Below are 17,288 nucleotides of genomic sequence, written 5' to 3'. Positions count from 1 at the left end.
TTGCAAGTCTACTATGGAGCGCACTAATTCTGGCAATACTCAACAACTAACCCCAAAAGAGCTAAAGCCTGTTCTTATTGTAACCTATTATTGGCCGCCTAGCGGAGGAGCCGGAGTGCAGCGTTGGCTCAAGTTTAGCAAGTACCTGCCTTCTTATGGATGGAGACCTATAATTTTTACTCCGGAAAACCCTGATTTCGACCTGAAAGATGAATCGTTGGTTCATGATATTCACCCGGAAGTGGAAGTGCTGAAGTTTCCCATTTGGGAACCATACAGTATTTTCAAGAAACTATCGGGGCAAAAGGAGCTAAAACAAGGGCAAATTTTGGAAGACGCCAACAATAGCCTTCTGAAGCAATTAGCTGTTTGGCTTCGTGGAAATTTATTTGTGCCCGACCCCAAAATATTTTGGGTAAAACCGGCATCTAACTATTTACTGAGTATTCTGGAGACCAACCATATAAGGCATGTGATAACCACCGGGCCACCTCATAGTTTGCATCTTATTGGTAAACGACTAAAGATGAAAGTGCCATCGCTTACCTGGGTAGCAGATTTTAGAGATCCATGGACACAATGGGAGATTCTTCAGGAAATGAAAATTACAGCTCCCCTTTGGAAACGCCACCAAAAGCTGGAACAGGAAGTTATAAAAGTGTCTGACGCACTGTTGGTAACTAGCCAAAGTGCAAGAGATGAGTTTAAGCGGCTTGGGGCACGTTCGGTAAAAGTAATTACTAATGGATATGACGATGCTGACGAAATGCCCGAACAGCTTAATCGTGATCAAAAGTTTATTCTAAGCCATGTTGGAATGCTCAGTAGGCAAAGGAATCCGAAAAACCTATGGAAGGCAATAGATGCTTTGGCAGTGACACACGCTGATATGGCACTTAAACTAATTGGGATTTTAAGCGATGAAGTGCGCAACGAGGTGGAGCAGCATGTGGCTTTAAAGAAGTGTACTACCATTGAGCCCTCCGTGCCCCATCAGGAGGTTTTTTCTTTGTACGCTCAAAGCAATGTGCTCATACTTATTCAAACTCAAACAGAAAGGCTCCAAACGCAACTTCCGGGTAAGCTTTTTGAATATTTGAGAGCAAAGAAGCCCGTTTTGGCTATTGGTGATGTGCACAGTGATTTGGCGACTATTCTTAGAGAGTGTAATGCTGGAAAGTGCTTCGATTATGATGACTATACTGGCATAAAGGAGTTTTTGGAAGCAGCCTACGAACAGCAATTGGATTTGACCTATGAAAATATTGAGCAGTATAGCAGGCACCAGCTCACGGGGCAACTTGCCACTTGGTTAGCGCAGATTTAATTTCTCCAAAACCTGATGGGTCAGATTGTTAAATTCATCAGACACTTTAAGCCAATAAGCCAAGCCAAGCACAAAGAAAGCAATCATGGTAGAGCGAAGCAGTAAATCCAATAAAGGATTGTTGAAAGGCACAACCAAGCTATTTAAAATCAATGCGCCTGCTGCAATGGCCAACAGCACCAGTGTTTTTGAGTTGAAAGGCTGTATGCCAAACTTATACCATACAAAAATATACTTGGTTAGGTTAAAGGTGAGCATGGCTAAAAAGGAAGCCACAGCTGCACCCTCTATGCCAAAAAGTGGAATAAGCCAAAGGTTTAAGAGAATAGTAAGCACGGCCAAAACGGCCACTGCAACAACATTAAACCGAAAGTATTTAGACATGACAATGATTTCGCCATTGGTGCCAAAAGCCATGTCGGAAAGCTTACCTAAGCCAATAAAGAGCACTACATTAACTCCGGTCAAATAGGCCTCGTTATTGGGGATGAATGCATAAATATTGCTCAAATTAGCCCAGATGCCAATAAGAAGCAGCGAGCCGATTAACAACTGATTGATTGATGTTTGTTGGTAAAGTTTTTTTACCGCAGCCATGTCATGCTTATTAAAAGATTGAGCCAGCAAGGCTGAGCTCAGTTGTGCAATGGCTCTTTTGGGCATTTCAATGACTATTCCAATAAAGAAAGCTATGGTATAAATACCGGTTTCCTCCAGCCCCAGGCTACCACTAATCATTACACTATCAATTTGAAGTATTATTTGAGTGCCTCCGGCTCCTATAAGAGAAAATAAGCCATAATGTACAATCCGTTTCAACCGGCCTTGCTTTAGAAACCCAAAGTCTAACGAAAAATGGAGCTCTCTGTTTCTGGCAAAATGAATAAGAAGACCCACAAGTACGGTTCCATATATGGCTATGAAAAGATAAACAAGTTGGTTGAATCGCAGATAGCCAAAACCATAGCACAGCAGAAAAGCCATAGTTAGCACTCTCAGACCAATGTCTTTCATTAGGGTTGGAAAAACTATTTTTAATAGGCTTCTGGAATAAGCTTCTAGCAATTGAAAGAGTATAATCAGGTAAGATACAATGAGTGTCACCTGGAAATACTCTACAAAAAGAGGAGATTCTCTGGAGAAGTAGTTTACAATTTGCCGTTGAAAGACCCCGGTAAACCCGCACAGTAAGAGGAACCCCACGGTTCCACCAACGAGGGCAGCGGCAAGGTAGCCCTTCTTGTGTTTAAACTCAGGGTAGAATTTTATGAAGCTCTGGGCCAGGCCCATTTGGCCAAATGTAGCCAGTAAATAAGCCGTACTTTGTATCAGTCGAAACAGTCCAACTTGTTCGGTGCTTAGAAAATAAGGGTATAGCCATAAGGCATTTACATAGCCAATAGCTACTCCAAAGTAGGAGATGATTGAGGACCGTATGCTTTGTCTGATGATTATACCCATTATGGTTTTCTCCAGATGGTAGTATTCGTTAGGCCAGTTGTAGTTTCAATTTTTGGCCAACTTGCCAATGCCTCATGAATCCTTTTGTATCTAGCTCTTTCAGAATTATCTAAAACAAGCAGGCCTCCCGACTTAAGTTTTTCAATACTATTGAGTGCACAGGTTGTTCGCGCTCGGCCGTCTACCAGCACAAAATCAAAGCTTTCCGGCTCGAACTGAAGTATAAAATCAGTGTATGATTTAAATAAAGAATCAGGCACCGGAAAGAGTTCTACGGGCATAAAAACCTGTTGTTCACTGCTCAAGTGTTGCTGTGGTACATTTTGTTCTGCTTCGATCAGGAAGTATTTTACCTGCGGCAAGGTATTCAGTTTTTCTTTCACAAGGTTGTACCATTTCTCTTCGTGTTCAATGCTTACATAAGACTCAAAGTATGGCGCAAAGAAAGTGGTACTTCGACCACTGCCATATTCTAATCCCTCGCTGGCATTTTGGAGTAATTGAGTAAGGGCGAATATGGCATCAGGACAAAGCCATGGTTCTGTTGGATGTGCTTTTTGATAAAGGTTATACCGGTATTTTAAGTAGGGTCTCCTTAACCGATACGTAAAATAGCCCAGTGTAAGGCTTTTCTTTCGACTATAATTTTTCCTGGCAAATGGCTTGCTGTACACCAGGTCCCTGACCTTATTGAACTGCGATAAACTGATTGGCATGACAAGCTTCGAAACTAATAAATCATAGCATAAAAAAGCATTTGCTTTGATATTTTAAACAGATAATCAATCTTGCCACATGCGCATTGCCTTTTTTTTGGATCAATCTTTTCCACCTGATTCGAGAGTTGAAAATGAGGCTCATTCTTTAATTCAAGCAGGCCACCAGGTTCATTTATTTTCCCTCAATTATAAGAAGCTTTCTCCTTCAAGGGTTACAATCAATGGCATAGAGGTTTACAGATGCAAGGCGGGTAAACTACTCTATAAGGCCTCGGCTCTGGCTTATGAATGGGGTTACTTTCATAATAGCCTTAGGGAACCGATTAAGGAGTTCATTGAGGAGATCAGACCAGATGCACTTCATGTGCATGATATGTTACTCGCCAAGGCAGTAATGGATGTGAATGATCGGTATTATAGGCTACCTCTCACGTTGGATTTGCACGAGAACAGGCCCGAGATTATGCAATACTACCCGCATTTACAAAAATTCCCTGCCAAGCATCTGGTGAAAATCGACCTGTGGAAAAGCGCTCAGAATGAACTCATCAGGAGGGCTGATAAGGTGGTAATGGTTACCCCTGAGGCAATCGATGTGGCTGTTAGAGACACGCAGGAGCCTAGATCCAAGTTCTTGGCAGTGGCCAACACAATTTCGCCCGAAATTTACTGGAATTACCCCATTGATACGAAGGTGGTAAAGCGGTTTAAAAAGGGCTTCGATGTTGTTTATGTGGGTGACACGGGCTTGCGGAGAGGAACAGATACAGCAGTAAGGGCAATGCAAACGGTGGTGAAGTATATTCCACAGGCTCAGCTGGTTCTTGTAGGTAAAAGCACCGAGGATAGTCAGCTGAAACAACTGGTGGCGGATTTGGGACTCGGAGCTCATGTGCTTTTTGAAGGCTGGCAGGATGTTTCACTTTTCCCTTCCTATATTAAAGGTGCTGAGGTTTGCATCTCTCCATTGCATAGAAACCTTCACCACGATACAACTCTAGCCAATAAGCTATTTCAATACATGGCCGGAGAAAGGGCAGTAGTAGCGAGTGATTGTCCGGCTCAGGTTTCAGTAGTTAACAAAGCCAAAGCAGGGTTGATATTTGAGGCAGCAAATCATGAACAATTAGCAACCTGTCTTTTAGAACTTTATAATAACCCCACATTGGCCAGAGAGTTTGGAGAGAATGGTAAGAAAGCTGTTGAATCAGAGTATAACTGGGATTGTACGGCTAAATCTCTTATTAATTATTATACTCAATTGTCAGAGGCACTCAATTTTCCCTAAGACTAAAATAAACACTCCCGGCAAAAGCTAACAAGACCATTAGGCTCATTACCTGCATCACGGTACTCCCTACAGAATAAATCTTTGGTTCAAAGCTGAACTCAATGGTATGATCGCCTGCAGGTATGGCCAGTGCTCTTAAAATGTAATTGGCTCTGAGCATGTCTACTTCTTCGCCATCAATGGTTACTCTAAAGCCCTTGGGGTAATGCACCTCCGAGAAAACAGCAAAACCATCGGATGTATTGGAGCTTTCATATTTCCAGTAACCCGGTTTGTATTCTACCAAATTAATGTTGCCGTTGGCCGATGTACTGAGTCCCTGAGGCACCTCACTGGCATTTACTATGGCTGTAATAGCCGGTGTGGTAAGGTTTCGGGTGGCATTGAATTCGCCATCGGCATCTTCCACATAGTTTAATTCTTTTACAAACCAGGCAGCACCAAGGGCATTTGGGTTTTGAATCACATCTCCGGCTGCTTGAGGGTCGGTAATAAAAAACCGTGTATTGAGCATGTTGAGGACCGGAGTCTGGCTAAAGTCCGGTATACTACCTGCATTAAGGGCTTGAGCAACCAATGAATATTCTGGTAGTATTACATTATCAATTAGCTCCTGATACCTTCTGATTCTTGCTCCGTGGTACCCGTTCACCAGATGATGGTGGTAGGCAGCTCTTGCACTGTAGAACTGTGCCGAAAGGTCTATAACTCTGTCCCCGTTCTTTTTGGTTTGCTTAATGTAACGGTCGGCAGGCGTCTCTGCAAAAACATTGCTTCTGAAGTTGGCGCTATAGTTGTCTTTGCCAATGAATCTGGCGCTCACAATTAATATTTCTGAGGAACCAATGACAACGAGAAGCAAGGTGGCCAACCCCTTTTTAAGTTTCCCCACCTTATAAAGGTAGAAGGTAAGAGCAAAAATGCCGATGAAGAAAAAAGCTCTCCATGCATCGGCAGAAAACAGGTCTTTACGGTCGTTTTTTAATGCCCGAGCAAGTTCTTGTGGAAGTTGGGAGTCATATGTACCTCTAAAGCTAAACATACCCGTGCTCAGGCCAAGCAGCAGAGCCAAACCGGCTGTAGAGCCAAGCGCTATCCATAGTTTCTTTTGCAAGGTTTTGTCCCATTTAAGCTCCACCAGCTTTTGAAGTGCCATCATTCCCAGCAGGCCAATGGAGAAGATGGGCATCACCATTGTGAAGGTGACCGATCTAAACTTATTGTAACCGGGAAAATACTCGAACATAAAATTGTTGAACCAGCCAAGGTTGCGTCCATAACTCAGTAGAATGCCTAATATGGCCACAGAAACTAACCAGACCACATACTTACGCTCTACAAGAAAGCAGCCCAGTACAAACAGAAAAACCATAATGGCTCCGGCATAGTAGGTAGTAGGGCTCTCACTACCCCAGTAAGCCCTAAATCGCGGGTCATAATTCAAAAACTGACCCAATTGTAGGTTGTTTACTCCATTGGCTCGTAAAAAATCGGCAGTCTCAGAATCAGTAGAAAGAGGGGTATTACCGCCCAATGCATTAGGGATAAATAGGGTGAAAGGATCCCAAATACCATTGGAATACTGAAAGGCATATGTAGGTGAAAGGCCATCGGCATTCATTTCCTCATCCACCTGCTGAGAAAGTTCGGACTTCCCTCGGTTAGAATATTTACCATATTCATAGGTGGCATAAAACTCACCAAAGAAAGTACCAATGGCCATTAGCGCGGCTACAATTAAAAGACTCAACCGTTGCACATAAAGGCGCAACTGCCCTTCCCGGTAGGCATAGATGAGTTGTATTAGACCATAAATACCTATTATAAAGGCTAAGTAATAAGTAATCTGTAAGTGATTCACCCTTAGCTGCATTGCCAGAGCAAGGGCTGTAAGGCTTGCACCCAGCCATTTGTTGCGGTTAAAGCAAAGGTGAATTCCTCCCATAACCAGTGGCATAAACGAAACAGCCGATATGCGGGCGTTATGACCGGCTGTGAGCCCGATAATGTTATAAGAAGATAAACCAAAAGCAACCGACCCTATCAGTGCCAGATATGGTTTAACTCTAAAGCACAATAGCATAATGTAGAAAGAAAGCATGCTGGCAAAAATTATTCTTACCGGGTGAGGAAGCCCTACAGAATAAACAGCATGTGCATATTTAATAAGCTGATTGCCCCATTTCACACTGATAAGGTAAGCAGGCATGCCTCCAAATATAGAATTGGTCCATAAGCCTTCTTTGCCAGTAGCTTCTCTGTGTTCTATCAACTCCTGGGCACTTGCTTCCCATTGAATAATATCGCTCTGGTTCAGGTTTTTATTGTCGAAAAAGACCGGGTTGAAAAAGGCTACAGTGATTACCAAAAATACCAGTACGGCTATCAGATGCGGCAACACATGTTGCGAAAAGTTGATCTTCTTCATGCTATCTATATCAATTTGCGACACAATATGTTCATTAGGCCACTAATAGAAAAGCCAAAGCCGCTATTTGTCTGTTTTACTCGGTTTAGCCGCTTTTTAAGACAGGAAAAATGGCTATTTTTGCAAGCCAAAAGTTGAAAGCATGTTTGAGAATTTAAGCGGCAAGCTAGATAAGGCCTTTAAGACCTTAAAAGGTCAGGGTTCGATCACAGAAATAAACGTAGCCACCACAGTCAAAGAGATCAGACGAGCACTGATTGATGCTGATGTTAACTATAAAGTAGCAAAGGAGGTAACCGACAAAATTAAAGAAGAGGCACTCGGCAGAGATGTACTCATATCGGTTTCTCCCGGCCAGCTACTTGTTAAGATCGTTAACGAAGAACTTACCCAAATGATGGGTGGCAAAAAGGTAGATATGACCCTGCAGGGAGATCCTGCGGTGGTGCTTATTTCCGGCTTGCAGGGTTCAGGTAAAACCACTTTTTCAGGTAAGCTTGCCCGAATGCTCAAATCGCAAGGGCGACAGGTGTTGCTTACTGCCTGCGACATCTACCGTCCGGCTGCCATTGATCAGCTGAAGGTATTGGGAGAGCAAATTGGTGTGGAGGTTTATGCCGAGCCTGAGAATAAAAATGCTGTTGAAATTGCCAACAATGCCATTAAACATGCTAAGTCAACAGGAAAAAAGATCGTTATAGTCGATACAGCCGGTCGATTGGCGGTCGATGAGCAAATGATGCAAGAGATTGAAGGGCTCAAAAAAGCACTGAACCCTTCAGAAACCTTGTTTGTGGTCGATTCAATGACGGGTCAGGATGCTGTGAACACAGCTAAAACTTTCAACGAAAGGCTCGATTTTGACGGAGTAGTACTCACCAAACTCGATGGTGATACCCGAGGTGGTGCGGCCCTTTCGATCAGAACGGTAGTAGACAAACCCATTAAGTTCATTTCTACCGGAGAGAAGATGGAGGCTATTGATGTCTTCCATCCAGACCGTATGGCCAACCGAATATTGGGTATGGGCGATGTGGTGTCGTTGGTAGAAAAAGCGCAACAAACCTTTGATGAAGAAGAAGCCAAGAAGCTCAACAAAAAGATTCGCCAGAATAAGTTCGATTTTGATGATTTCTTGTCGCAGCTAGAGCAAATTAAGAAAATGGGTAACCTGAAAGACCTTATGGGTATGATACCCGGAATGGGAAAGGCTTTGAAGGGGCTTGATATTGATGACGATTCCTTTAAGCCGATTGAAGCCATTATCCGCTCAATGACTAAAGATGAGCGGGCTAACCCAGAGATTATTAATGGTAGCCGAAGAAAGCGAATTGCCGATGGCTCGGGTACTTCTATTCAGGAGGTAAATAACCTTATGAAGCAGTTTGCCGACATGCGAAAAATGATGAAAATGATGAATAAAGTAGGAGGCAAGCGAGCCATGCAAAGCCTGGCTCAAATGGGCGGCAGGAGATAAGCCTCAAGCATTTTCAGTGGATATTAACTAAGGAGTCCTCGTTAAAAACGAGGACTTTTTTTATGGACGCAGAAATGATAAGATTATGGTTTTGATAGGCCAAATTCCTCCATCATTACCGGTTTTTGACAAACCTTTTATCCTGACCATTAAATTGGCCGTTTTCATTGTTCTTCTGCGGGTTCTGCCACAAGCCCTCTAGACTCTTTGTACGATTCCCATTTTATCCATGCCATTTGGTGATCATAGTCGGCTGTTTGAAAGGTGAGCTTGTAGCGCTTTCGGTTGTCGTCTAACAAGGTAGTGTTGCTTGCCGCCTGTATTTTTATACTGTCCGGCTTCTTGTTCACCCGGTATTCAATGTCCATGCTGTCGGCTTTCCATCGAAGAATGTAGTGATCCAGATTCTCGTTGATCCGGTATTTGCCTTTTTGATACAATAATACCCGTTCCGATTCTAAAAGTTTTTTATTGTGATAGTCAGTAATATAAATCTTAGCCATTCCGTAGCGGTTGAGGAACTCTTGAGTCTTGTCTTCGCGCAGATAGACCTGGATTTTAACTAATAAGCTATCGATAAAGTATAGGTTAATATCTTCTATGAAGTACGATTCTACCAGGTAGTCCAGGCGGTGAAGCTTGTATATGCTAAAATCATCAGTGTAAAACTCGCCATAGTGTTTGAACACCCGCAAATCCAAATCTTTTAGGTGTTGATTGAGCTCTAGCGAAGAAAATTGAAAGTAGTAATCCGGCATTTCAGCCAATACACGGGTGATGGGTTCTTCTTTTTTGGGCTCGGATTCTACCATTCTTTTTGACGAATCGGGCTCTTTTTGTGGGGGGGTGCAGCCCAATAAGACAACAGAGAGAATTGGTATAACTATGAAATACTTCAACTTAACTAATTATTTCGTTAAATAAAGTGTTTCTATTTCTTAAATCCAAAAGCGTAATTAAATAAGTTGTGCGGCTAAGAGTACCTGTTGAGCGTCAATAGTTTCCGTGCCGCTAAGCATAATATCAGGAGTTATTTTGTGAGGGTTATGATATTTGAGGTGAGAATGCCAAACATGCTCTAAAAACCACTCCGGTTCATTACCCCAGCGGGTTTCCTTCATACGTCTCTGCAGATAGGTTTCGTAGGGAATGTCTATGGCAATGGTAAGAGAGGCGTTTTTTATTATTTGTAGATCTGTGAAAGCAAAAATGCCTTCAGCGACTACATAGCGATTTTCATTCAAAGAACTGTCGATGGTGTTTCTCCATCTGTTCCAGTCGATTGAATCGGGGGTTTCCCAATCAATCCTGTCTTTAATGGTGGGTATTTCCGATTGGGCTTTCACAAATTCATCCTGATCCAGATGGATGGAATCATGCAGAAGGGCACATAGTTCTTTCGAAAATGACGATTTTCCCGATCGGCTGACCCCGGCTACTAAAATCAGTTGACCCATCTGTTGATTTTAAACCTTACTTTCTCTCTCTTCTGAGTTTCCATGGAGTACATCTTTATGTTGCTTTGTACTTCAGGGAAATTAATCTATGTGCTTGTTGGTGCTCTGAGCTAGAGCCTTTTCAACAGTAGGCAATTTAAGTGGTGTTTTGAATTATGAGAAAGAATCCATTTGTTTTCTGCGTTCAAAGAGGCCTCAATTAAGTAGGGGAGATGGGTATAATATTTTCTCCTATGGCGTTGATGAGCATAAAAAAAGCCCTGTCAGTTCCGACAGGGCTCTTTTTTAGTTTTTTCTTACTATCTGTACATAACTGCATCTACCGCGTCTAGTGTCCGCTTTACATTAGGTAGAATGGCATCGATGAGCGTAGGGGCATAAGGCAACGGAAGATCCATGCTGTTTACCCTTTTTACAGGTGCGTCCAGATAATCGAAGGCATCTTTTTGTACGTTGAAGGCAATATCGGTTGAAATAGAAGCCAGTGGCCAGGCTTCTTCAACAATCACCAATCGATTGGTTTTCTTAACGGAGCCTATAACAGTTTTATAGTCAATGGGGCGTACTGATCGTAGATCAATTACTTCTGCACTAATGCCTTTTTTGGCCAGTTCGTCTGCTGCTTCAATGGCAATCTTCATCATTTTACCGAAGGAAACGAGTGTTACATCGCTACCCTCTTTTACAATATGGGCCTGGCCAATAGGCAAGAGGTATTCTCCCTCAGGTACTTCTCCTTTATCGCCATACATGAGCTCAGACTCCATAAAGATAACCGGGTCTTCATCTCTTATAGACGACTTGAGCAAACCTTTAGCATCGTAGGGGTTAGAAGGTACTACCACCTTGAGTCCGGGAGTATTGGCATACCAGTTTTCAAAGTTTTGAGAATGCTGAGAGCTTAGCATTCCGGCATTACCGGTTGGTCCTCTAAAAACTATAGGCATTGGAAACTGACCACCTGACATAGACATCATTTTGGCGGCTGAGTTAATAACCTGGTCTATGGCCACCAACGAGAAGTTGAAGGTCATAAATTCAATGATCGGACGCAGGCCATTCATGGCTGCTCCAACACCAATTCCTGCAAAGCCCAGTTCGGCAATAGGGGTATCTATAACTCTTTCCGGTCCAAACTCATCGAGCATGCCCTGGCTCACTTTGTAAGCACCATTGTATTCAGCAACTTCTTCTCCCATGAGAAAGACTTTTTGGTCTCTTCTCATTTCCTCAGACATGGCTTCCCTTAAGGCTTCTCTGAATTGTATTTCTCTCATTGAACTTGGTTTTTAGCGGGCGTAAAAATACACAATCAGGGTTCAAATCCCAATATAGAATTGCTTTAGAATTGGGTATAAAAAAAGCTCTTTACAAAATGTAGAGAGCCTTTTATGTCGAATGCGATTTATTATCGGTTAATAATTACTTGTCGTGAATCGGAACCATATGGTGTAACTATACGCAATATGTACTTGCCCTTGGGCAAATCTTTAACTGGTACTGTTTCTTTTTTAGAAGAAGTCTTCTTGTTATAGACCACCTCGAGGTCAGAATTGAACAGTGTATATTCAAATTTTTCATTTGTTTTTCTGTTGAATCCTTTTTGCTTCAATTCGTCTTCTTCTTGAAGTTCAATGCTCATTTCAGCAGATGAAGGATTTGGATATGTAATGATCGAGAACATCGGGCCTCCGCCACCCCCGCCTGAGCATCCAAATGATTGGTATGTCAGATCAAAGTATTTGGTGTACCAAGCGGATGTTCCACAGTTATTTGTCGTTTTTACTCTTATGTATCTATTAAGGCCTTGAGTATTAAAATTAACTGTAACTGAAGGCTGAGTGGTGGTTCGGTTAGAGATAGTTCCAGCATTTGTCTCCCAATAATAGCTATCCGCATTTGAACCCGCAGGTAATATCACATTAAAGGTACCTGTGTTGTTAGAGTCATAGCAAATTTCTATCGGAGTATATGGATTTCCATTGTAATGAATGTCTGAGCCTACAGGAGCATTGCCCAATCTGATTGGAGTCTGAGTATTGATAGGGTATGGCCATGCACTTTCAGATCTTACGTTAAGTGTTGCTGAGGATGGTAAACTACCTAATGGAGCTTGTATTTTCACTGTTCTTCCGCCTTGAAAAATATTAGTAGCTGTACTAAAATTGGGGGAAATTGAGGAGGTTATTTTCCAACCAAGTGGCAGCTCCCAAATCCATTGATGATGCCAATTACAAAATTCCGGGAAATTAGCGTTTTCAGGAAAACTAGAGAGTGTGACTGTATGATGTCTCCCGGTTCACAGAAAAATAAGTAACCAAAACCTTGATTTGTTGCAAGTCCTGGTTCAATCACATTAGATTTGATAAAAAAGTCGTCTTGTTTCCATGTAGAAAAAGGAATACTTTGTTTGAAACGTACCCTCAATTTGATATTGTTGCTTTGAAAAGCGAACCCATCTTCCCATTCTTCTGAGATGGGATTATAGTGTACAACTCTTATAATTACCTCCTTATTGCTATCTGTACCAATGGCCACAGTAGGTGTTTGAAGTGGGTTAATCCCTGGGGGATTATTATTTCCCACAAATATTCTTATGCTATTGTCGCTAACTCCATTTACAAAAAATTCAAAAGTAAAATCTCCATGGAGTTTGTTGTTCCAAACATCTCGGGCAGAAAATTCCAGTTCTGTAACTCCTTCAGGACAAAATTCCATATAAGGACTTGAATAACCTTCAAGCTTTATCGTTTGCGTGAAGGCCAATTACACAGAAAAAATTAATAGAAATATGATTTTTGTTCTCATACATGCATTTATTTAGTTGATTAGAGTTCTTGATAACAAGTAGAAATACTCAGTCCTATCATCAGGGTTTTTGAAAAATTGGACGTTCTCGAATGATCCCTTTATAGTAAGGCAGGCGGGTAAATTTGAGCCATTGCAAAGTATAACTTCAAACGATCCGTTGTAATAGATTCTTTCTTTCAAGCTATTGATAGATTCAATTATTATGCTTCCAAACTCCGGTTTACTAGCAAGCCAGCGCCTTTTTTTGGAAGAAAAGCCATCTTCAAATTTGTCGTACCTAGAACTAAGTTCAAATGGAGTGGAAAGGTTAGATAGTGATATTGGTTCTAGGTAATTCCATTCGATTGTGGAATTAGTGATTCCTAAACTTAAAAAATCCAATTGTCTTCCAAGGTGGTCAATGTCATACATTGATATTGCAATGCCAGTTCCATTTGCGCTGGCTGTAAATCCGATAAGATCTGGCGTCCAGTTTGTATTAAGAACTTCGATTGAAACAATAGGTGGTAATCCCAAATCCACGGGCTCTACTTTGCTTGAGTCATCACATGAAGAGACTAATGCAAAGAGAAGTATTAGAAGAGTAGTGTTTATTTTCACGGAAGAAATGTAATTAAACCACTCTTTAAATATAAGTAGCATTTAAGAAAGATTCTCATTTCTTTAACCTTGGTTTGAATAACACTTCTAAGGAAAGGCTTGAGCGCAACTTTGTAATAAAACATAGCTTGAATAAGCTCAGATATTTTTAATACAGAATGAACTGATAAATTGGCATAAAAAAAGCCCCGAATCACATTCGGGGCTTTCGAGTATTTTTTTAATGATTTACTTATTTCAGTAAGTCAAGAAATGCTTGTGAGCCAGTGTATTGTCTAAACTCAAGGTCGTTAGCAGCTTTAGCTCTCAAAGAAGCATCGGCACTAATGGCATTTCTCAGGTGCTCAATTACTTTGTTCTCGTTGTCCTGACGGGCAGCGGCAACTGCAGCAGCATAGTGAGCAACTACATAACCTCTGTCGCTGCTAATTACACTTTCCAAAGTAGACTGTGCATTTCTGAAGTCTTTTCTCAACAACTGTACAAGGCCTTTGTTGAACTGATCTACAGAACGGTTAGTAGCTCTGTTCAATGAACCAATGGCAAGATCGTAACGACCTACTTTGATTTCTACAGCTCCTTTGGCACCGTTAATACCCTGGCTTACTTCGTTGCTTGGGTTCATTCCGGCTGCTTTTGTAAGCGCATCGTGTGCTCCCCAAAGGTTGCCTTGCATAGCTAGAGCCATACCAATGTTGGCTTGAGCATATACGTTAGCTTGTTTTTGGTTAGAAATATTGAAGTGGTTCAATGCAGTTCTAACATGGTTAGTCATTTCTCTGCCAGAAGTTTGCATGGCTAACTGTAGGTGTACAGCACCTAAGTTGTTGTGCACTACGTAAGTATCGCTTTTCTTGGCAGCAGCTTCGTAGATTTTTTGCTTTTCAGTAAGTGAAGGGTTGTTGGCAGCAGCATAAAGCAATTCTTCAAGAGAAAGAGCGCTTGCCGAAGCCGAACCGTTAGCTATTTGAGTAGCCAGCGTGGCAATTTCTTCTCTCGATTTCTTTGGCTTCACAGTCAACACTTCTGTTTTAGCTGTTCTAAGCTTAGGGTAGATGTCTTTAAACACTTTGTTGTAAGTGCTTAGTTTTTGTAGCTGCTTTTCTTTTTGCTCAAATGAACCGGCTCCATTGATAATGTTAGTCCACTCTGCTTTTTGAGCCGCAGTGATACCATCGTAGCTGGCAAGCATAGATTTTAGACCGTTCCAGTCCTGAACAATTGGCTTAAGAATAAATCTGATCTGATCAGCCATGCCTTTGTAGTCATACTGATCCATTTTTTCTCTATACCACTTTTCAATGGCGGCAGCTCTTTCCTGAGAAAGCTCTGAGTTGAATGTTTCTCTACCTTCAGGAGAGTGAGTACCGGTAATGGTAACAGTTCTTGTTACGTTTTTCTCGGCAATAAAGGCAGCAAAGCGCTCACCTCTGTCACTGTTTTTCTCAGAAGTTTTGAATACCGATTTTCCCTGATCGAAGTAGAACTCTACGTTAGTAGGGATCAATTCTTCCTGATCGTTGTAACCGTGAGGGGCATAAGAGGCATAGTAAGAAGACTGTACCAGTCTTGAAGTAGTGATTACGCCATCGGCAATGCCAAGTCGCTCGGTCTCAAGGTAGTTGCCGTTCTTAGGGTTTAGTGCACGGCCTTGAACCTGAAGATTACCTCTTTCCATACCCTCTACAAATGGGAAGGCATAGGTTTCGGTTTTCTTTGGTTGTTCGGTACCAGCATTAGGGTAGTCAACTTCTCTGAACTCTATGGTTTTTAGCTGACGCTCTTGTGTTCCGTAGGTATAGAAAGTATTCAGTTGGTACACCTTGCCTGGTTTAAGCATTTTAACCGGAAGGTTGGCAGATAACTCGAATCTTACAGTGTCTGCATGTACCTCAAGTGGGCTTGGAGTCACCGTTAGTTGTTGATCTTTGGCCATTTTCTTCATGGTGCTGAGTGCACAGCCCGTGAATGAGAAGATGCCCACAAGTGCAACTAGAAAAAACTTTTTAGCAGTTCGGGTTTTCATAAGAATTTTGATTGTTTTCGTCTGTTTAAGCCTGATTTAGCAGGCTGCAAGTTTAATAATTTTTTAGTACTTTCCGATTTCACCAATTGGAATTTGTTTCTAAATTGGTACATCTTTTAGCTAAATGGAAAGAATTCAGCAGTTTTTTGAGAATCAGGCCTTTGGGGTATGCACCAAACTAGGGGAGAAGCTCAATCTTTCTACCTCTAGCATCCGTTTGTTTTTCATTTACTCTTCTTTTCTAACCTTTGGCTCCCCTCTCATTGTTTATTTGGGTTTGGCCTATATCATCAACATTAGAAAACATCTTAGAAGAAGACAAAACCCTGTTTGGTATAATTAGGGTAGGTTTTTTCGGTTCAGATTGGCAAACACTTTCCGGCCTTTTACAAAATACTGCCAGGTTATAAACCCTCGGTAGATTGGAATGTTGGGTAAACTTTGGCTTTTCTTGCTTCTTTTAGCCCATGTTCTTCTCATATACCAAAAAGTGCTCAAGTGGGCGTGCAGAATGGCCAGGCCGTGTTGTGGGCCGCTTTGTACAGAAAACTTGAATACAGCTACCCAATCCAGGGCTAAGCGCAAAGGGAATTTCCACAGCAGGTGGCCAATGGTTTCGTTTTTAATGAGCAGGCTTAGACCATTTCTAAAGTTGAGGTAAGTTTTTTTGGGTTTCGACTTGTCTAATGTACCTCCACCCAAATGAAATACGATGCTTTCGGTAGCTACACTCACCTGAAACCCGGCATTCCAAATGCGCCAACAGAGATCTATTTCTTCCATATGGGCAAAAAAGTCTTCATCGAGACCGCCAAGTTTTAGGTAGGTTTTGCGGTGCACGAAAAGGCAGCTGCCCGAGGCCCAAAAAATGGGAGTGTTGGTGTTATATTGGCCGTTGTCTTTTTCGAGCGTTTCAAAAATCCGGCCGCGACAAAAAGGGTAGCCCATCCAATCGATATAACCACCGGCAGCTCCGGCATATTCGAAAGTATCTTTCTTCTTATAATCGAGTATTTTGGGTTGAAGGGCCTTAATGGTTCTGTTTTGTTCTAGCAACTGTAAGGGAGCATGAATCCACCCTTTGGTTACTTCCACATCGGTATTGAGGAGCACCACATACTCAGACTCAATTAGGGGCAGTGCTTTGTTGTAACCACCGCAAAAACCATGATTTTGAGAAAAAGCAATGGTTTTTACGGAAGGAAAGTTTGCCTTTACCCATTGGAGTGAATCATCGGTAGAGCCATTGTCTACCAGATATACGGTGTGTGGCTGGCTGTGAGCAACTACCGATGGTAAGAATGTTTCCAGGTGGGCTCTCCCATTGTAGTTGAGGAGAACAACAGAAAGTTTTTCCATTAAAATAAATTGCCCAGATCCATTCCGGGAATATTGGGCATAAGCCCCTCAGTACTTTTCTTAATTTCTTCTTTTGCCCGGATGTCGGCCTTTTCCATGGCATTGTTAATGGCCGCAACGGTAAGGTCCTGAAGCATTTCTTTGTCATCCTTGCTCAACAGGCTTTCGTCAATTTCAATAGAGACTACGCTTTTCTTGCCGTTTACAGTGGCTTTTACCATTCCTGCTCCGGCTTCACCGGTTTCTTCAATGAACTCCAGCTTCTCTTGGGCTTCTTTCATTTTGGCTTGCATCTCCTTCACCTTGCCCATCATTTTCATCATATCAAACAT

The 17,288-nt window shown here is 42.0% G+C and carries 16 protein-coding genes; 4 read left to right on the top strand and 12 right to left on the bottom strand.

The window, feature by feature from the left end:
- The first annotated feature begins 13 nt into the window (after positions 1 to 13).
- On the top strand, positions 14 to 1,327 hold the full coding sequence (locus B3763_RS10465; protein ID WP_286746285.1) for a glycosyltransferase family 4 protein: 1,314 nt from the start codon (positions 14 to 16) through the stop codon (positions 1,325 to 1,327).
- Here B3763_RS10465 and B3763_RS10460 read toward each other — a convergent pair.
- Together B3763_RS10460 and B3763_RS10455 are read right to left on the bottom strand one after the other, a co-directional pair.
- Positions 1,313 to 2,788, bottom strand: coding sequence for a polysaccharide biosynthesis C-terminal domain-containing protein (locus B3763_RS10460; RefSeq protein WP_286746283.1), 1,476 nt, complete (start codon positions 2,786 to 2,788; stop codon positions 1,313 to 1,315). The genes B3763_RS10465 and B3763_RS10460 overlap by 15 nt on opposite strands.
- Positions 2,788 to 3,504, bottom strand: a complete 717-nt coding sequence (locus B3763_RS10455; protein ID WP_189629554.1) for a methyltransferase domain containing protein — start codon at positions 3,502 to 3,504, stop codon at positions 2,788 to 2,790. Before B3763_RS10455 ends, B3763_RS10460 begins: the two co-directional genes overlap by 1 nt.
- A 79-nt stretch (positions 3,505 to 3,583) precedes the next feature.
- Here B3763_RS10455 and B3763_RS10450 point away from each other — a divergent pair, with 79 nt between their 5' ends.
- Positions 3,584 to 4,795, top strand: a complete 1,212-nt coding sequence (locus B3763_RS10450) for a glycosyltransferase family 4 protein (protein WP_286746281.1) — start codon at positions 3,584 to 3,586, stop codon at positions 4,793 to 4,795.
- Here the strand turns inward: B3763_RS10450 and B3763_RS10445 are convergent.
- Positions 4,782 to 7,226 (bottom strand): YfhO family protein, encoded by a 2,445-nt coding sequence (locus B3763_RS10445; RefSeq protein ID WP_286746279.1) that lies wholly within the window; start codon positions 7,224 to 7,226, stop codon positions 4,782 to 4,784. The genes B3763_RS10450 and B3763_RS10445 overlap by 14 nt on opposite strands.
- Positions 7,227 to 7,368: 142 nt before the next feature.
- Between B3763_RS10445 and ffh the strand changes: the two genes are divergently transcribed.
- Entirely contained in the window at positions 7,369 to 8,703 is a 1,335-nt protein-coding gene (ffh, locus tag B3763_RS10440; protein WP_189629557.1) for a signal recognition particle protein, read from the top strand.
- 164 nt (positions 8,704 to 8,867) lie between these two features.
- Here ffh and B3763_RS10435 read toward each other — a convergent pair whose 3' ends face one another.
- From B3763_RS10435 to B3763_RS10405, 7 genes are all read right to left on the bottom strand, one after another.
- A complete protein-coding gene (locus tag B3763_RS10435) occupies positions 8,868 to 9,515 on the bottom strand; it encodes a hypothetical protein (protein ID WP_286746276.1) in 648 nt (215 codons plus the stop codon).
- 144 nt (positions 9,516 to 9,659) lie between these two features.
- The gene (locus B3763_RS10430) at positions 9,660 to 10,160 is read right to left on the bottom strand and encodes a uridine kinase family protein (protein ID WP_189629560.1); all 501 of its coding nucleotides are present in this window, start codon (positions 10,158 to 10,160) and stop codon (positions 9,660 to 9,662) included.
- Between the two features lie 299 nt (positions 10,161 to 10,459).
- Positions 10,460 to 11,437, bottom strand: a complete 978-nt coding sequence (locus B3763_RS10425) for a pyruvate dehydrogenase complex E1 component subunit beta (protein ID WP_286746273.1) — start codon at positions 11,435 to 11,437, stop codon at positions 10,460 to 10,462.
- A 131-nt stretch (positions 11,438 to 11,568) separates the two neighbouring features.
- Positions 11,569 to 12,285 (bottom strand): T9SS type A sorting domain-containing protein, encoded by a 717-nt coding sequence (locus tag B3763_RS10420; protein WP_286746271.1) that lies wholly within the window; start codon positions 12,283 to 12,285, stop codon positions 11,569 to 11,571.
- Positions 12,286 to 12,344: 59 nt separating this feature from the next.
- On the bottom strand, positions 12,345 to 12,926 hold the full coding sequence (locus B3763_RS10415) for a hypothetical protein (protein WP_286746269.1): 582 nt from the start codon (positions 12,924 to 12,926) through the stop codon (positions 12,345 to 12,347).
- Positions 12,927 to 12,980: 54 nt separating this feature from the next.
- Positions 12,981 to 13,571: a hypothetical protein gene (locus B3763_RS10410; protein ID WP_286746267.1), complete on the bottom strand. Its 591-nt coding sequence runs from the start codon at positions 13,569 to 13,571 to the stop codon at positions 12,981 to 12,983.
- A 232-nt stretch (positions 13,572 to 13,803) separates the two neighbouring features.
- On the bottom strand, positions 13,804 to 15,597 hold the full coding sequence (locus B3763_RS10405) for a tetratricopeptide repeat protein (RefSeq protein WP_286746265.1): 1,794 nt from the start codon (positions 15,595 to 15,597) through the stop codon (positions 13,804 to 13,806).
- A gap of 124 nt (positions 15,598 to 15,721) precedes the next feature.
- On the opposite strand from B3763_RS10405, the gene B3763_RS10400 reads away from it, so the two are divergent.
- Entirely contained in the window at positions 15,722 to 15,940 is a 219-nt protein-coding gene (locus B3763_RS10400) for a PspC domain-containing protein (protein ID WP_189629563.1), read from the top strand.
- Here the strand turns inward: B3763_RS10400 and B3763_RS10395 are convergent.
- Entirely contained in the window at positions 15,937 to 16,956 is a 1,020-nt protein-coding gene (locus B3763_RS10395; protein ID WP_189629564.1) for a glycosyltransferase family 2 protein, read from the bottom strand. The genes B3763_RS10400 and B3763_RS10395 overlap by 4 nt on opposite strands.
- On the bottom strand, positions 16,956 to 17,288 hold the full coding sequence (locus B3763_RS10390; RefSeq protein WP_189629565.1) for a YbaB/EbfC family nucleoid-associated protein: 333 nt from the start codon (positions 17,286 to 17,288) through the stop codon (positions 16,956 to 16,958). Before B3763_RS10390 ends, B3763_RS10395 begins: the two co-directional genes overlap by 1 nt.

Source organism: Roseivirga sp. UBA1976 (genome assembly GCF_002336325.1).
In the GTDB taxonomy this organism is placed as follows: domain Bacteria; phylum Bacteroidota; class Bacteroidia; order Cytophagales; family Cyclobacteriaceae; genus Roseivirga; species Roseivirga thermotolerans.
This window is presented reverse-complemented; position numbering and strand designations above follow the sequence as displayed.

Bases quoted from the DNA above. Each gene is read 5' to 3' on its own strand.
- B3763_RS10465 (WP_286746285.1), top strand. From the start codon at position 14: ATGGAGCGCACTAATTCTGGCAATACTCAACAACTAACCCCAAAAGAG.
- B3763_RS10460 (WP_286746283.1), bottom strand. From the start codon at position 2,788: ATGGGTATAATCATCAGACAAAGCATACGGTCCTCAATCATCTCCTAC.
- B3763_RS10455 (WP_189629554.1), bottom strand. From the start codon at position 3,504: ATGCCAATCAGTTTATCGCAGTTCAATAAGGTCAGGGACCTGGTGTAC.
- B3763_RS10450 (WP_286746281.1), top strand. From the start codon at position 3,584: ATGCGCATTGCCTTTTTTTTGGATCAATCTTTTCCACCTGATTCGAGA.
- B3763_RS10445 (WP_286746279.1), bottom strand. From the start codon at position 7,226: ATGAAGAAGATCAACTTTTCGCAACATGTGTTGCCGCATCTGATAGCC.
- ffh (WP_189629557.1), top strand. From the start codon at position 7,369: ATGTTTGAGAATTTAAGCGGCAAGCTAGATAAGGCCTTTAAGACCTTA.
- B3763_RS10435 (WP_286746276.1), bottom strand. From the start codon at position 9,515: ATGGTAGAATCCGAGCCCAAAAAAGAAGAACCCATCACCCGTGTATTG.
- B3763_RS10430 (WP_189629560.1), bottom strand. From the start codon at position 10,160: ATGGGTCAACTGATTTTAGTAGCCGGGGTCAGCCGATCGGGAAAATCG.
- B3763_RS10425 (WP_286746273.1), bottom strand. From the start codon at position 11,437: ATGAGAGAAATACAATTCAGAGAAGCCTTAAGGGAAGCCATGTCTGAG.
- B3763_RS10405 (WP_286746265.1), bottom strand. From the start codon at position 15,597: ATGAAAACCCGAACTGCTAAAAAGTTTTTTCTAGTTGCACTTGTGGGC.
- B3763_RS10400 (WP_189629563.1), top strand. From the start codon at position 15,722: ATGGAAAGAATTCAGCAGTTTTTTGAGAATCAGGCCTTTGGGGTATGC.
- B3763_RS10395 (WP_189629564.1), bottom strand. From the start codon at position 16,956: ATGGAAAAACTTTCTGTTGTTCTCCTCAACTACAATGGGAGAGCCCAC.
- B3763_RS10390 (WP_189629565.1), bottom strand. From the start codon at position 17,288: ATGTTTGATATGATGAAAATGATGGGCAAGGTGAAGGAGATGCAAGCC.